Raw genomic sequence first — 14,434 nt, forward strand, 5'->3', positions numbered from 1 at the left:
CGGGCGAGTCCAGAACCACGAACCCGGTTGCCCGCAGGCATGCTGTGGTCAAGCATCATGGACCCGATGAAGAGCCCCGCCCGTGATGAAGGTGGGCTGCTGGCCAGGATGGAGCAGAACCTGGCCGAGCATGCCTGTCACCTGCACCGACGCATGGAGGGCGCGACCGTCGTGGAGACCGACGATCTCCTGGTTGCCGACAGCGGTCTCGCCGACGACACGTTCAACATCGTTGCCGCGGCCCGCTTCACCCCCGACACCGCCCAGGCACGGGTCACCGAGACGATCCGGACGCTGGCCGCCACCGGCCGCCCCTTCTCCTGGTGGGTGGGCCCTGCCTCCCTCCCGGAGGATCTGACCGCCCGCCTGTCGGCGGCCGGCCTGCCGGCCGGCGAACACGAGACGGCCATGTGGGCCGACCTGGAGGGCCCCCTGCCCCAGCCGTTCGTGGACGGACTGGACATCCGCCCGGTGACCACACCTGAACAGCTCTCCGACTACGCCACGGTCGTCGCCGCGAACTGGGACCCACCCGCCGCGGCGGTGCGCCGCTTCTTCGACCGGGCCGTCTCCCAAGCGCTGGCCGCCGACTGCCCGGCCCTCTATCTGGTCGGCTATGCGGAGGGCCGTCCGGTGTGCTCGGCCGAAGTCTTCCTCCACGCACACGTGGCCGGGATCTACAACATCTGCACCCTGGCCACCCACCGCCGACGCGGCTACGGAGGCGCCATGACACTCGCCGCCCTCCACACCGCCCGCCGTGAGCACCACCGCATCGCGGTCCTCCAGGCGTCCCCGAACGGCGAACCCGTCTACCGACGCCTGGGCTTCCACTCCTGCGGCCAGTTCACCGAGCGCCACATCACGCCCTGAACCCTGACGTTCTCCCTGCCCTCTGAGCAAGAGGCTCCAGGACCGCCGATGTTTCCGCATGTCAGAGGGCTGCCAAGGGCATCCGGTCCAACATGATCACATCTTGACCATCAGTGCGGCCACCCGGAGCGCCACCCCGAGAGCGTGTGAGCGCGATCCCGACCCGCCACCAAGCGCGTCAAGATCTAAAGGCAGGGACAGACACGACTTCGATGGCCACCGACTATGCGGCGGTGAACACATCGATGATGACCAGCCCTTTTTCCATTGCTATTTTTCCGGCAAGCGCTTCTTGAAGATCTGGCACATCGTGAAGATTCATGGGATCGTACGGCGCAATGGAGAGCTGCACACCAGTCCATCTAGTTGATTTCATCAATACCCGCACTGGCCTGCTTTCGGCCTCGACAACCCACTCTTGTGCCTGTAAGTTCGCAACAGCCTTCGCCACCGCGCCCCGTGAGTCCGCCGCGCCAACGTCGATCACCAAGAAGTTTGTGATCTCGACCTGCCCGTTGGCGTCGCTCCGCATTTCGCTTTCGCCACTCAGTGTTCCGATTGCGCGGACTTCACTGAGTACGACGGGATCAACCTGGAGATCTCCTTTCAGCCAGCCGCATCCAACGACGAATGCGGCCATACAAATGAGAGCGCTTACCATTCTGAGCGAGCGCCCTCGCTCCACGCCGCATCTTGCAAGGTCCACCAGCGAAGCAACCTTCCACTTTTCGCATCGGCAGCCGACGTTCGAGCCTACTCCTCAACTGGCAGCTCAAACGTGCTGCTTGCTGGCGGGGTCTGGCCCGCAACGGAGCGGGTGTGCGGCAGGCCGTAGCGGGCCCTCGGCGCCGGCATCACCTCATCCGGCACCGGCAGGTCGATGTTCCTGAGGTCCACCAGTCCTGCCCCGGCGTCGCCCCGTTTGGCCGCGAGGTCGCGGACCTGGTCAGCCACAGCCGCGCGGTCCGATCCAGCGGTCCGTACGACGGTGCCGTCACTTCTTCGCCGCGGCCGGGGGGCCGGCGTGCAGCGAGCAGGAACACGCGGTCCATCCGTCCGGCAGCGGGCCGAGGTCGTCGTCGCGGCCGGCCTGGATGCGCGGTCCCTGGGCCATCGGGCGGCCGTCGTCCGACCGGAACTGGCCGCCTTTGGAACCCCAGCGCTGCGGCCAGCCCTCCGGTGAGTCCTCCCAGAGCTCCTGCCGCCCGTAGGCGGTCCGGTCCAGCAGTCCGTACGAGGGTGCCATCGCTTCGTTGCCGCGACCGGAGGTCCAGTAGGTCTCGTAGACCTGGTCGCCGACTCGGAGATAGCACGCCAGGATGCCGAAGTACCGGCCTGCGATCAGCCGTTCCACGGAGTCCTGCGGCACCGAGTACCAGGGAACGGTGTAGCCCATGAAGTCGCGGTACCGCGAGCTCTCCTCGTACGGCCCCTCGGAGAGGACCGCGTAGCTCACGTCGCGTGAGTGCAGGTAGGCCAGCTCGTTGATGTGGGAGGTGTTGAAGGTGCAGCCCTCGCACTGCTCCGCGGCGGGCCGGCCGGTGTGCCACATGTGGAAGTAGGCGATCAGCTGGGACCGGCCGTCGAAGATGTCGATCAGCGGGACCGACCCGTCCGCACCGATCAGCGGAGTCCGCGGATCGACTTCGACCATCGGCAGGCGGCGCCGGGCGGCGGCTATCGCATCGCCCTCGCGGGTGTGCGCCTTTTCCCGGATCCGAAGCCGGTCCAGTTCGGCCTGGAACGCGGCCCGGTCGGCGACCAGGGGTCTGGCCGTGTCGCCGATGGCTGAAACGTTGGGGTCGGTGGGCTGGTGGGTCATGTGAAATCCTTTCTCGTAAATGCCTGTCCCCGTCATCTAATTTGCTGCTGCACAACGATCGAAAGGCTACTTTCCGTGTGGGGAGGTGGCTCTTGACCTCGGTGGGCGTTGCCGGTCGGCGCGGTTTCCGCACGATGCGACCGCACGTCTCTGCGTCCGTACGGTTCCGTCGATGTCGGGTGCGATTACCGGGTCCACCGATCAGCGCCACGACGCTCATCAATGCCGGCTCTCACGTTAACCGTCGATAATCGTGCTTTCCACGCTGTGCAGTCGGAAATGTTTCGGGTTCAATATCCGCGCCTGCCAATCGTTGGACCTGCCCAGGAACACGTACGCGCCCGAGCTGGAAGGACGGCACCGAATGAGTCTGACCACCGCGCCCCCGTCCCGGGATCGTTTTGGCACGGTGCGGACGGGTACGCACGTCATGTTGTTGCAGCTCATCGCGGGGGTGTGAGCGGTGTTGACGGTGGTTCGGTGTTCGCCGCGGTCGCGGAGCGGGCCCGGGGGTGGCCCGTGCCGGCGACTTCGCTGAGCGCCCCGGGACGTCCGGCATGAGAGCGGCTGCCCAGGGCATCGTGTGGATCGGCGTGTTCCTGGGAGTCTGCGTGGCACCCCTGGCGTTCGCGCTGATGGGGGTGAACCGCCCGGGGCAGGGCTTCTGGACCGACTTCTCCGTTGCCCTCGGGTTCGTCGGCCTGGCCTTGATCGGGATCGAGTTCGCCCTCGTCGCGCGGGTCCGGGCCATTGCGGAGCCGTTCGGCACGGATGCGGTGATCCAGTTTCACCGGGAGATCGGTTACGTCGGTCTGGCGTTCATCGTGGTGCACATGGCGCTGTCAGGTCCTGGCGTGTTCGCCGCCTTCTCCCCCACCGAGTTGCCGTGGAGGGCGCGGTTCGCCGTGCTGTCGGTGCTGGCGCTGCTGATACTCATGGTGACCTCGGTCTGGCGACGACGCCTGCGACTGTCGTACGAGGTGTGGCAGGCACTGCACGCGGTGATGGCGACGGTCGCGGTCGTCGCGGCGCTGATTCACGTGCTGCTGGTCAACTACTACATCGACAGCCTGTGGAAGCAGGTGCTGTGGGCGATCATGTCGGCGGCGTTCGTGGGGTTGCTCCTGTGGATTCGGGTGCTGCGGCCGCTGTGGTTGTGGCGCCGCCCGTGGGCGGTCGAACAGGTGATCCCCGAGCGTGGCCGCATCACGGTTCTCGTGCTGCGCCCGAACGGGCACGACGGGTTGCGTTTCCAGCCCGGCCAGTTCGCCTGGATCACGGTCGGCCGGTCGCCGTTCTCGGTCACCTCGCACCCGTTCTCGTTCTCCTCCAGCGCGGAGAGCGCCGAGGCGGGTGGCACGGTCGCCGTGGCCGTCAAGGCGCTCGGAGACTTCACCTCCGGCGTCAGCGCGGTGCAGCCGGGCACCACCGTCTACGTCGACGGCCCGCACGGGGTGTTCTCCATCGACCAGTACGAGGGCGCGGGGTTCTGCCTGATCGCCGGCGGAGTCGGCATCGTCCCCGCGCTGAGCATGCTGCGAACCCTCGCCGACCGGGACGATGTGCGGCCGGTCGTGCTGTTCTCCGCCCACCGCGACTGGGACAGCGTCCCCTTCCGCGAGGAGATCGGCGAACTCACCGGCCGGCTGAACCTGCGGGTCGTCCACGTGCTCGAACAACCGCCGCCCGACTGGACGGGGGAAACCGGCCACATCACCGCCGACACGCTACGCCGGCACCTGCCGTCCGCCCATCCGCGCTTCCAGTACTTCATCTGCGGCCCGAACCCGATGCTCGACGCCATGGAGGCCGCCATCCCGCAGCTCGGCGTACCCATCGACCGTATCCACACCGAGCGCTTCGCCTGGGTCTGAGCTGTCTCTTCCGGAGGTACCGTGCGCCACGCCTACATGACCCGGATGACGGTCGCCGTCGCCCTGCTCCTGGCCCTCGCGTGCCTGGCCTTCGCCGCCATCCAGAACTGACCGGCATCCGCGTCGAACGAGCCAAGGAGCACGCCAATGGGAGAACCGCGGGACCTGCAGATCGAGATCCTGGACCGTCCGGCCATCGAGGACCTGATCGGGAAGGTCGAGAACGTCGCCGACCAGCCCGGCGCGGCCGAGCGGGTGAGCCAGTGGCGTGCCGAACACGGCACCGAGCGTGCCACGCCGATGGCCCGCTCGTTCGTCGTCGTCGGTTCGACCCTGATGTTCCTGCATCCGTGTCCGGACGGCGTCGTCCTGCCGTTCGCGGCGTACCCCGACGGGACGGTGAAGGTCTACACCGACCCCGAGCATGCCGGGCTGAGCTTCTACCGGGACGGCACCATGTGACGGGGGTGAATCTGGATGTCTGATCCGGATCCACCCCACGCGCGAAGCGCCCCCACGCGAAGGCCCATTCAGGGCGGGGTCCCGCCGGCTCAGCCGGTAACCAGGATTGGGGCGGGCACCGAAGCGAGCGGCGGGTTGCGGGGGTGGCTGTGGTACGCTCCCAAGCGAGCGCTTGGTTTACCGTTGAGGGGCCGCCGCATGAAGTTCTCGACCTTCCACCTCTTCCACCGTTTCGACGGCCAGAGCTTCAAGGACGTCTACGACTACCACCTGGAGCTCATGGAGCTGGCCGAGGAGCTGGGGTTCGACGGGGTACGGCTGGCCGAGCACCACTTCCGCGACTACGGCGTCGTACCGAACCTGTTCACCATGCTCGCCCACGCCGCCGCCCGCACCTCCCGCCTGCGCCTCGGCACCGGCATCGTGGTGCTGCCGCTGCACAACCCCGTCCACGTGGCCGAGGAGGCCGCCCAGGTCGACGTGCTGTCCGGGGGGCGGCTGGATCTGGGGATCGGGCGGGGGTACCAGAGCTTCGAGTTCGAGGGGTTCGGGATCGACCTGGCGGAGGCCCGGGACCGGTTCAACGAGGCGCTGGAGGTGATCGTCGGGCTCTGGACGCAGGAGGCGTACCAGCACGAGGGGAAGTTCTACAAGACCGGTGCCGAGGTCTCGCTGGTGCCCAGGCCGCTGCAGGCCCCGCACCCGCCGCTGCACGTGGCGGCCGTCTCACCGGAGACCGTGACCATGTACGCCGAGCGCGGCCTGCCCATCCTGGCCGACCCGGCGGCCACGTTCCGCAAGGTCGTCAAGGCGGCCGAGACCTGGCGGGAGACGGCCGCGCAGGCCGGGCACCCGGCGGGGGCCGACCTGGTGGTGGCCCGCAGCGTGTACGTCGCCCCCACCCTGGAGCAGGCCCGCGCGGACCAGGCGAGGTTCGAGGCGTCGTTCGACCGCTCGCGCATCTTCAACGAGCGCAGCGCCCCCATCGACCCCAAGACCGGCCGGACCGCCCAGGGCTTCGAGTACTACCAGGACCGTTACCTCAAGGGCGGCACGGTCTCCCCCGACTTCCGGTGGGAGCAGCTCGAGGTGATCGGGGACCCGGCGCGCGTGATCGAGCAGATCTCGCTGCTCAGGGACGCCGGGTTCGGCAACCTCCTGTGCGACTTCGGCAGCACCCGGCCGATGCCGCTGGAGGACATGAAGCGGGTCATGCGCTTCTTCGCGACCGAAGTCATGCCGGCCTTCAGGGCCTGAGGGAGACCGAAGATGATCCACAGCCTGTCCCTGTCAGACGTCCTCGCCGACCACGCCCGCAGCCGCACGCAGGTGACGGCGGTGGTGGACGGTGACGTCCGGCTCACCTACCCGGAACTGGACGTCCGCGTCACCCGGCTGGCGGCGGCGCTGGACGGGTTGGGCGTCGCGGCCGGCGACCGGGTGTTGTGGCTGGGGCAGAACTCGCACGCGGTGCTGGAGCTGCTGCTGGCCTGCTCCCGGCTGGGCGCCGTCCTGTGCCCGGCCAACTGGCGGCAGTCCGAGGACGAGCTGCGCTTCGTGCTCGACGACCTGGCCCCGGCGGCCGTCGTCGGGGAGCCGTCGGAGGCCACCACGGCCCTGAGCGCCTCGGCCCGGCAGCCGTGGGTACGCGCGGGCGACGAGTATCAGGAGCTGGTGGCGGGCGCCGACCTCAGGGAGTTCCCCCAGGTCAGCGATGCCGAGCCGGTCCTGGCCCTCTACACCGCCGCGTTCGGCGGCCGGCCGAACGCCGCCCTGCTCAGCAGCGCCTCGCTCGTGGCGCACGCGACCTCCCTCCTCGTCGTACGCCAGATGGAGCCCGGCTTCACCTTCCTCAACAACGGCCCGCTCTTCCACGTCGGGACCATGATGTTCTGCCTGGCCACCCTCCAGATCGGCGGCACGAACGTCTTCACCCCCGCCTTCGACCCCGAGGAGACGTGCCGGCTCATCGACGCCGAACGGGTGACGCAGGCGTTCCTGTTCGGGCCGATGATCGACGCGGTGACGAAGGCGAACGCGGGCGGCAAGTACGACCTGTCGTCGCTGCGGTTCGTCGCCCACTCGGCGGAGTGGGACGACATGATCACCGTGGACGACTCCCCCTGGTGCCGCTCCAAGATGGGCGGGTACGGGCAGACCGAGGTGGGCGGCATGCTGACCTTCCTCGGGCTGGCGGAGGGCGGGGCCGGGTTCGCGGGGCGGCCGTCGCCGCTGGCGCAGGTACGGCTGCTGGCCCCGGACGGCAGCGAGGTCCCGGCGGGCGAGGTCGGGGAGATCTGCGCCCGCGGCAAGACCCTCTTCTCCGGATATTTCGCCCGGCCCGACTTAAATGCCGAAAAGTCGGCGTACGGCTGGCACCACACCGGCGACCTCGGCCGCCGCGAACCCGACGGCACCATCACCTTCATCGGCCCCAAGCTTCGCATGATCAAGTCCGGCGCCGAGAACGTCTACCCCGCCGAGGTCGAACGCGCGCTCAAGACCCACCCCGCGGTGGCCGACGCCGCCGTCATCGGCGTCCCCGACCCCGACTGGCACCAGGCGGTCAAGGCCGTCGTGGCGCTGAAGCCCGCGGCCGAGGCGTCGGCGGACGAGCTGGTCGAGCACGTCAGAACGCTGCTGGCGTCGTACAAGAAGCCGCGGCACGTCACGTTCGTGGACACGATCCCCAAGCGCGGCTTCACCCCCGACTACGACGCCCTCGACGAGACCCACGGCGGCGGCAACTACCCGGGCGCCTGACCGCGCCGATCCACGGCCCGACCCGCGGCCCGACCCAGCGGCAGCCCCGCCTCCAGGTGGAGCAGGGCGCGGTCGAGCTCGGCGGGCGCGTCCATGCCCGGATCCTGCACCCAGTCGACCCACACCCCCATGATCAGCCCCACGATCGCCCCCGTGACGTTGCGGATCTCCGGGTCGTCCGGCGCGCGCCCCTCGCGCGCCGCGAGCCGCTCGTTGAGGCTCCTGACCACGCCGGTGATGTTCTCCAGGCTCGCCGCCCACAGCTCGGGCACGGTGAGCATGAGCCGCTCGCGCTCCAGGCTGTCGGCGCGCTCCTCCGGCGTCTGCGCCTCGATCACGGCACGCATGGCCATCCGTACGGCCGGCACGGGCCCCACCTCGGGCGGCACCTCCTGGAGCGCCTCGACGAAGGGCGGGAACTGGTCGACCATCACCAGTTCCTCCTTCGTCGCGAAATAGCGGAAGACGGTGCTGGGCGCCACCTCCGCCGCCTCCGCGATCTGCTCGACCGTCGTGGCCGAATAGCCCTGCTCGCGGAACAGCCGCAGCGCCTCCTTCTGGATCGACGCCCTCGTCTTGGCCTTCTTCCGCTCGCGCAGGCCCGGTCGGTCGCTCATGACTCCGCATTCTCCGGGGTACGGCGGTCCGCGTCCACTCACGAGAGATCACCATCTTTCGCTATACAACTCTCAATTGGGAGTCTACTCTCAAATTTATGCGACTTCCCATGGAACGCGATCCGCGATGCCCCTTCGACCCGCCCGGCGAGCTGCGCGGCCTGCCGCCGATGAGCCGGTTGGAGTTCCCCGACGGCCATCTGGGCTGGCTGGCCACCACGAGCGCGGCGGGCCGGGCCGTGCTGAGCGATCCCAGGTTCAGCGCGCGGCGGGAGCTGAAGCACGCCGCCCTGCGGTTCACCACGGCCGGCGAGACCGGGCAACCCGCGCCGCCAGGGTTCTTCGGCGCCATGGACCCGCCCGAGCACACGCGCTACCGACGCCTGCTCACCGGCCAGTTCACGCTGCGCAGGATGCGCGTGCTGGAGCCGCGCATCGAGCGCATCGCCGCCGAACACCTGGACGCCATGGCCGCAGCGGGGCCGCCGGTGGACCTCGTGAGCGCCTACGCGCTGCCGATCCCGTCGGTGGTCATCTGCGAGCTCCTCGGCGTGCCGTACGAGGATCACGAGTTCTTCCAGGACCGCAGCCTCCAGATCGTCGGGGCGGACGGCGACGTCGCCAAGGCGATGGCCGACCTGGCCGGCTACCTGGGCGAGCTGGTACGGCGCAAGCGGTCCACGCCGGGCGACGACCTGATCAGCGGCCTCACCGTCGAGCTCACCGACGAGGAGCTGGTCAACGCCGCGATGATCCTGCTCGTCGCGGGCCACGAGACCACCGCCAACATGCTGGCCCTCGGCGTGTTCGCGCTGCTGGAGGCGGGACGCGCGTACGAGGAGGGCGTGGTCGAGGAGCTGCTGCGCTGGTTGTCGATCGTGCACCTCGGCGCGCCCAGCAGGGCCGCGACGGAGGACGTGGAGGTGGCGGGCACGCTGGTCAGGAAGGGTGAGACCGTCGCGCTCTCCCTGCCGCTGATCAACCGGGACCCGGACGTGTTCGACGACCCGGAGGCGCTCGACCCCGGCCGCCAGGAGGCCCGCAGGCACCTGGCGTTCGGCCACGGCGTGCACCAGTGCCTGGGGCAGCAGCTCGCCAGGATCGAGCTGCACATCGGCTATCGGGCGCTGTTCGAGCGCTTCCCCGGCCTGCGGCTGGCCGTCCCCGCCACGGAGGTGCCGCTGAAGCACGACGCCGCCGTGTACGGGGTCGCCCGCCTCCCGGTCACCTGGCCTGCGATCACAGGATCGCCAGCGGGGTGAGCGGGCTGCCGGTGCCGCCCTCGATCCGCAGCGGCGCCGCGACGAACACGAACTCCGTGCGTCCTGACGCCGCCAGCTCCTCCAGCCAGAGCATCTCGATCAGGTGGATGCCGTGCCGGTGCAGCAGCACGAGGTGCAGGTCGTCCTCCAGCGGCTCGTCGGCCAGCCCCTTCGCGTTGAGCCCGCCGATGGCGGCGTTGTCCGAGGCCACCACGGCCACGTCCCGCGCCGCCAGCCAGCGGCCCGCCTCGGCGGACAGCCCGGGCTGGCCCGACCAGTACTCCTCGCGCGAGCGCTCCCACACCACCGGCCACCCCGTACGGATCACCGCCACGTCCCCGGGACGCGGCGTGGCCAGCTCCTCCAGCAGCCCGGCCGGGACGCGGTAGCCGGCCGGCAGGTGGTCCACGCCGAGCCGCCGGGGCACGTCGTACAGCACCCCCCTGGCCACCACCCCGCCCACGTGCTCGATGCCGCAGCGGGTGGCGCCGTACGAGCGGACCCGGGCGGCCGGATGGCCGTTGTACAGCTCGTCGCCCGACCACATGTGGCACAGGGCGTCCATGTGCGTCGTGGTGCCGTGGTGGGTGACGACGAGGGCGTCGTCGGCCACCCGCAGGCCCGCGCCGATCGGCCGGGCGCCCGCCGCGTAGTCGCCGCCGTCCACGGACATGAAGTGCTGCGGCAGCGGGCGGCCCGGCAGGTGCGGCACCGTGCCGGGGGCGGGTGAGGACGTGGCGCCCCTGATCGGCATGGCCAGGCTCAGCACCTCGCCGGTGGTGGCACTGCGCAAGGCGTCGAGGACCACGGCCGGGGTGAGGAGGTTGAGGGTGCCACGCTGATCGTCTGGGCCGAATCGTCCCCAGTTGTTAGGCTCGTGAACCAAGTAAGCGCTCCCTTTCTCTCCGGAGGTCCGATGCACTGCGATCCGCGGTTCTCTCGTGTGCGCGAGGTGTTCGAGCGGCATTTCGCCGACGGCGAGGAGCTGGGCGCCGCGTTCGCCGTCTACCTGGACGGCGAGCCGGTGGTCGACCTGTGGGACGGGATCGCCGACCGGCACACCGGGCGGCCCTGGGCGGCGGACACGCCGGCCTTCGCCTACTCCTGCACCAAGGCGATCACCGCCGCCGTGCTCCTGCAGCTCGCCGAGCGGGGGCTGGTGGACGTGCGCGCGCCGGTCGCGGACGTGTGGCCGGAGTTCGCGGCCGGCGGCAAGGAGGCGGTCACCGTCGAGCACCTCCTCACCCACCAGTGCGGGCTGCCGGTGGTGGCGGAGCCGGTGCCGGTGGAGGAGTTCGAGGACCAGCCGGCGATCGCGGCGCGGCTGGCCGGGCAGGCGCCCCTCTGGGAACCGGGGTCGGCGCACGGCTATCACGCGCTGACGTACGGGTTCCTGGTGGGCGAGGTGATCAGGCGGGTGACCGGCAAGTCGGTGGGCGACCTGGTGGCCGCCGAGATCGCCGGGCCGCTGGAGCTGGAGCTGTGGGTGGGGGCGCCCGACTCCGTGATCGCCCGTACGGCGCGGCTCAAGGCCGGCGAGCGCCCCGGGCCCGGCGTCACCGAGACCCCCGCCGGTGGGCGGCCGCCGGAGGTGCTGGCCGAGATGGCGCGCGCGGCGCTCGACCCGCAGAGCCTGATGAACCGGGCGCTCGGCAACCCCGGCATGCACCTGCTCAAGGGCGGCGCGAACAACCCGGTGGTCCTGCGCGCGGGCTGGCCGGCCGCCGGCGTGGTCACCACCGCCAGAGGGCTGGCCGGGTTCTACCGCGCGCTGGTCGGCGGCGAGCTGCTGCGCCCCGAGACGCTCCAGGACGCCATGCGCCCCCGCGTGAACGGCCCAGACCGGGTCCTCCTCCTGGACACCTCGTTCGGGCTCGGCTTCATGCGGCCGTCGCTGACCTTCCCGATGCCGTCGCCCACCGCGTTCGGCCACTCGGGCATGGGCGGCTCCCTCGGCCTGGGCGACCCGGGGCGCGGCCTGGCGATCGGTTACGTCATGAACAAGATGGCCGACGCCATCTCCGGCAACCTGCGCGGCCTGCGCCTGGTGCAGGCGGTCTACGACTCGTTGTGAGGTCATGGGCGCTCAGTGCATGGTCACGCCGCCGCTCACCGACAGGATCTGCCCGGTGATGTAGGCGGCGCGATCGGTGCACAGGTAGGCGACCAGCCCGGCCACGTCGGCGGGCGTGCCGAGGCGGCGCAGCGGGATGCCACGGGCGATCTTGTCGACCAGCCCCGGCTCGGCCGCGGACACCCGGCGGAGCATGGGGGTGTCGGTGGGGCCGGGGCAGACCACGTTCGAGGTGACGTGCGCCCTGGCGGCCTCGCGGGCGAGCGTCTTGGCCAGGCCGAACAGCCCGGCCTTGGTCGCCGCGTACGCCCCCTCGCCGCCCGAGCCGGCCCTGGCCCCGTCGGAGGAGACGAACACCAGCCGCCCCCACCCCCTGGCCAGCATGCCCGGCAGCAGCAGCTTGGTCAGGAGCATCGGCCCGCGCAGGTTGACCTGCCACATGAGGTCCCAGCCCGCCGGGTCGCTCTCGGTGAACGGCTCCACGATCGACACCCCGGCGTTGTGCACCAGGACGTCCACCTCGCCCACCGCGCCCCCGAACCCCTCCACCGCCGGCGGCGAGGCCAGGTCCACGGCCATCGCCCGCGCGCCGGGCAGGCCGGCCGCCACCTTCTCGGCGTTCGGCAGGTCCACGTCGGCGATCACCACTTGCGCGCCGAGCGAGGCCAGGTCGGCGGCGATGGCCGCGCCGATCGCGCCCGCTCCCCCGGTCACCACCGCCACGCGCCCGTCCAGGCGCAGCCCGTCCATCACTGCCACGCCTCGACCAGGTCCGCCGTGGTGGTACGGGTGGCGAGCAGGCTGATCGTGTGCTTCAGCACGCCCCGCGCGTAGTCCTCCGGGATGCCCGCGACCGCGTCCGTGACCACCGTCACCCGGTAGCCCAGGTTGACCGCCTCCAGCGCCAGGCCCGGGATGCCCAGATTGAGCGAGACGCCGAGCGCGACCACGGCCGAGACGCCCAGCGAGCGCAGCGTCATGTCCAGGGAGGTGCCGGTGAACGGGGAGAAGCCGTGATGGCGCCGGCTCTCCAGGTCGCCGCCGTCCCGCAGTTCGGGCAGGACCTCGACGGCCGGCGTGCCCTCCAGCATGTGGTCCGGGTCCTTGAGCAGGGAGACGATGAACGGGCTGTTGGCCGCGTGCGAGCCGGCCCGGTCGGGGCGGAAGGCGGCCGTGCAGTGGATCACCGGCAGCCCGGCCTGCCGGGCCGCCTGGAGCAGGCGGGCCGCGTTGGCGATCACGTCGTGGCGGGCACACGCCTCCACCAATTCCGGAAATTTCGTACGATCGCCGACTACGCCCCGCTGCATCTCCATGACCAGCACCGCCACGCGCCCCACCGGCGACCTCCACAGCTATTTAGCCGAGCGCTTGCTTGGGCAGCATAACACCGGCACTCAGCGTCAACTCGCATTAACGCGGGGCGAAATATCTGCGGTCGTGACAACCCGAACCCCGGGTGAGACCGTCGAATCCAAGACGGCTGCCTGATGGGGGTACGACTTGGTCCCTGGTTACCGTGAAGTGCGCCAGCTCGGCGCCGGCCGAACCGGCCGCGTGTTCCTCGCCACCTATCAGTCGACCGGCGCGTACGTGGCCATCAAGTACCTGAACGCCACCCTGCGCAGGGACGCCGAGTTCATGGACCGCTTCCGGTCGGACACCCACGAGCTCGTCGAGCTCGACGACCCCAACGTGGTGCGCCTGTACGAGTACGTGGAGACCCCGACCAGGGCCGCCGTGGTCATGGAGCTGGTGGACGGCGTGTCGTTGCGCACGCTGCTGGCCGAGCACGGCCGGACCAGCCCGGAGGCGGCGCTGGCGCTGGTCAAGAGCACGCTGCTGGCCCTGGCCGCCGCCCACGAGAAGGGCGTGCCGCACCGGGACGTCAACCCGGGCAACATCCTGGTCCAGGCCGACGGCACCGGCAAGCTGGCCGACTTCGGCGTGGTGGTGCACGCCGAGGAGCCGGGCGTGCCGGCGGGCAGCCCGGCGTACATGTCGCCCGAGCTGTGGACGCAGGAGCGGGCGGGGCCGCCTGCCGACGTGTACGCCGCGGCGTGCGTGCTGTTCGAGGCGGTCAGGGGGCGGCCGCCCTACCGGGCGTACAAGGAGGGCCCGGACGGCGAGCGGGACGAGGAGCCGGACGTCCCCGCGCTGCGGGACAAGCACCTGGTGGAGCCGGTGCCGCTGGAAGTGGCGCCGGACACGCTGCGCGACCTGCTCCGGCAGGGCCTGGCCAAGGACCCGGCGACCAGGTACGCCTCGGCCCGGCAGTTCGCGGCGGAGCTGGAGGAGGACGCGGTCGCCGGGTACGGCCCCGACTGGGAGAAGCGGGGGCGGCGGCACCTGGCGGAGCAGGCCACGCTGCTCGCCCTCCGCTTCCCCCTGGCCAGGACCGACCGCGAGGCTCCGGCCATGGCCGGCCTGCGCGACCGGGTACGGCGGATGCCCAGGCTGCCCCCGCAGCTGTGGGTGGCGGGCGCGACGGTGGTGGCGGCGCTGATCGCCATCATCCTGTCCGGCGGCCAGATGCCTCCCGGGCCGGGGGCGATCCTGATGCCGCCTCCCAGGGCCGAGACCCAGGCCGCCCCCGCGCCCACCACCGAACCCCCCGCCGCCCCCGGCCGGACGTCCGCCCCGGCCACCCCCCGCCGCACGCCCACGACCCTCGCGCCGCCGCCACC

The 14,434-nt window shown here is 70.8% G+C and carries 15 protein-coding genes; 8 read left to right on the top strand and 7 right to left on the bottom strand.

All coding sequences use genetic code 11. The features are described from left to right. The first annotated feature begins 66 nt into the window (after nucleotides 1-66). Entirely contained in the window at nucleotides 67-873 is an 807-nt protein-coding gene (locus ACTWPW_RS10340; protein WP_443168538.1) for a GNAT family N-acetyltransferase, read from the top strand. Between the two features lie 223 nt (nucleotides 874-1,096). On the opposite strand, the gene ACTWPW_RS10345 is transcribed toward ACTWPW_RS10340, so the two are convergent. From ACTWPW_RS10345 to ACTWPW_RS10355, 3 genes are all read right to left on the bottom strand, one after another. After that, nucleotides 1,097-1,513, bottom strand: coding sequence for a hypothetical protein (locus ACTWPW_RS10345; RefSeq protein ID WP_443168539.1), 417 nt, complete (start codon nucleotides 1,511-1,513; stop codon nucleotides 1,097-1,099). A gap of 113 nt (nucleotides 1,514-1,626) precedes the next feature. Next, complete coding sequence (locus ACTWPW_RS10350) at nucleotides 1,627-1,827, bottom strand: hypothetical protein (protein WP_443168540.1); 201 nt, start codon at nucleotides 1,825-1,827, stop codon at nucleotides 1,627-1,629. A gap of 40 nt (nucleotides 1,828-1,867) precedes the next feature. Further along, complete coding sequence (locus ACTWPW_RS10355; protein ID WP_443168541.1) at nucleotides 1,868-2,695, bottom strand: DUF899 family protein; 828 nt, start codon at nucleotides 2,693-2,695, stop codon at nucleotides 1,868-1,870. 557 nt (nucleotides 2,696-3,252) lie between these two features. Between ACTWPW_RS10355 and ACTWPW_RS10360 the strand changes: the two genes are divergently transcribed. The 4 genes from ACTWPW_RS10360 to ACTWPW_RS10375 all read left to right on the top strand — a co-directional run bounded on the left by ACTWPW_RS10360 (nucleotide 3,253) and on the right by ACTWPW_RS10375 (nucleotide 7,794). Beyond that, nucleotides 3,253-4,569 (top strand): ferredoxin reductase family protein, encoded by a 1,317-nt coding sequence (locus ACTWPW_RS10360; RefSeq protein WP_443168542.1) that lies wholly within the window; start codon nucleotides 3,253-3,255, stop codon nucleotides 4,567-4,569. A gap of 147 nt (nucleotides 4,570-4,716) precedes the next feature. Continuing rightward, nucleotides 4,717-5,031, top strand: a complete 315-nt coding sequence (locus tag ACTWPW_RS10365) for a hypothetical protein (RefSeq protein WP_375115735.1) — start codon at nucleotides 4,717-4,719, stop codon at nucleotides 5,029-5,031. A gap of 198 nt (nucleotides 5,032-5,229) precedes the next feature. Then, nucleotides 5,230-6,288, top strand: coding sequence for an LLM class flavin-dependent oxidoreductase (locus ACTWPW_RS10370; protein ID WP_375115734.1), 1,059 nt, complete (start codon nucleotides 5,230-5,232; stop codon nucleotides 6,286-6,288). A gap of 12 nt (nucleotides 6,289-6,300) precedes the next feature. Continuing rightward, nucleotides 6,301-7,794, top strand: a complete 1,494-nt coding sequence (locus tag ACTWPW_RS10375; RefSeq protein WP_443168543.1) for an AMP-binding protein — start codon at nucleotides 6,301-6,303, stop codon at nucleotides 7,792-7,794. On the opposite strand, the gene ACTWPW_RS10380 is transcribed toward ACTWPW_RS10375, so the two are convergent. Next, nucleotides 7,779-8,411, bottom strand: a complete 633-nt coding sequence (locus tag ACTWPW_RS10380) for a TetR/AcrR family transcriptional regulator (protein WP_443168544.1) — start codon at nucleotides 8,409-8,411, stop codon at nucleotides 7,779-7,781. The genes ACTWPW_RS10375 and ACTWPW_RS10380 overlap by 16 nt on opposite strands. Nucleotides 8,412-8,509: 98 nt before the next feature. Between ACTWPW_RS10380 and ACTWPW_RS10385 the strand changes: the two genes are divergently transcribed. Then, nucleotides 8,510-9,673: a cytochrome P450 gene (locus tag ACTWPW_RS10385; protein WP_443168545.1), complete on the top strand. Its 1,164-nt coding sequence runs from the start codon at nucleotides 8,510-8,512 to the stop codon at nucleotides 9,671-9,673. Here ACTWPW_RS10385 and ACTWPW_RS10390 read toward each other — a convergent pair. After that, the gene (locus tag ACTWPW_RS10390; protein WP_364132776.1) at nucleotides 9,651-10,559 is read right to left on the bottom strand and encodes a cyclase family protein; all 909 of its coding nucleotides are present in this window, start codon (nucleotides 10,557-10,559) and stop codon (nucleotides 9,651-9,653) included. The genes ACTWPW_RS10385 and ACTWPW_RS10390 overlap by 23 nt on opposite strands. A gap of 30 nt (nucleotides 10,560-10,589) precedes the next feature. Here ACTWPW_RS10390 and ACTWPW_RS10395 point away from each other — a divergent pair, with 30 nt between their 5' ends. Then, nucleotides 10,590-11,747, top strand: coding sequence for a serine hydrolase domain-containing protein (locus ACTWPW_RS10395; protein ID WP_443168546.1), 1,158 nt, complete (start codon nucleotides 10,590-10,592; stop codon nucleotides 11,745-11,747). 12 nt (nucleotides 11,748-11,759) lie between these two features. Here ACTWPW_RS10395 and ACTWPW_RS10400 read toward each other — a convergent pair whose 3' ends face one another. Next, nucleotides 11,760-12,497, bottom strand: a complete 738-nt coding sequence (locus tag ACTWPW_RS10400; RefSeq protein ID WP_364132816.1) for an SDR family NAD(P)-dependent oxidoreductase — start codon at nucleotides 12,495-12,497, stop codon at nucleotides 11,760-11,762. Continuing rightward, complete coding sequence (locus tag ACTWPW_RS10405; RefSeq protein ID WP_375115729.1) at nucleotides 12,497-13,087, bottom strand: isochorismatase family cysteine hydrolase; 591 nt, start codon at nucleotides 13,085-13,087, stop codon at nucleotides 12,497-12,499. The genes ACTWPW_RS10400 and ACTWPW_RS10405 overlap by 1 nt, the downstream gene beginning before the upstream one ends. 163 nt (nucleotides 13,088-13,250) lie before the next feature. Here ACTWPW_RS10405 and ACTWPW_RS10410 point away from each other — a divergent pair. Further along, nucleotides 13,251-14,434, top strand: a 1,184-nt coding sequence (locus ACTWPW_RS10410; protein WP_443168547.1) for a serine/threonine-protein kinase, incomplete at its 3' end; no start/stop codon positions are given.

Source organism: Nonomuraea sp. KM90 (assembly GCF_052246675.1).
In the GTDB taxonomy this organism is placed as follows: domain Bacteria; phylum Actinomycetota; class Actinomycetes; order Streptosporangiales; family Streptosporangiaceae; genus Nonomuraea.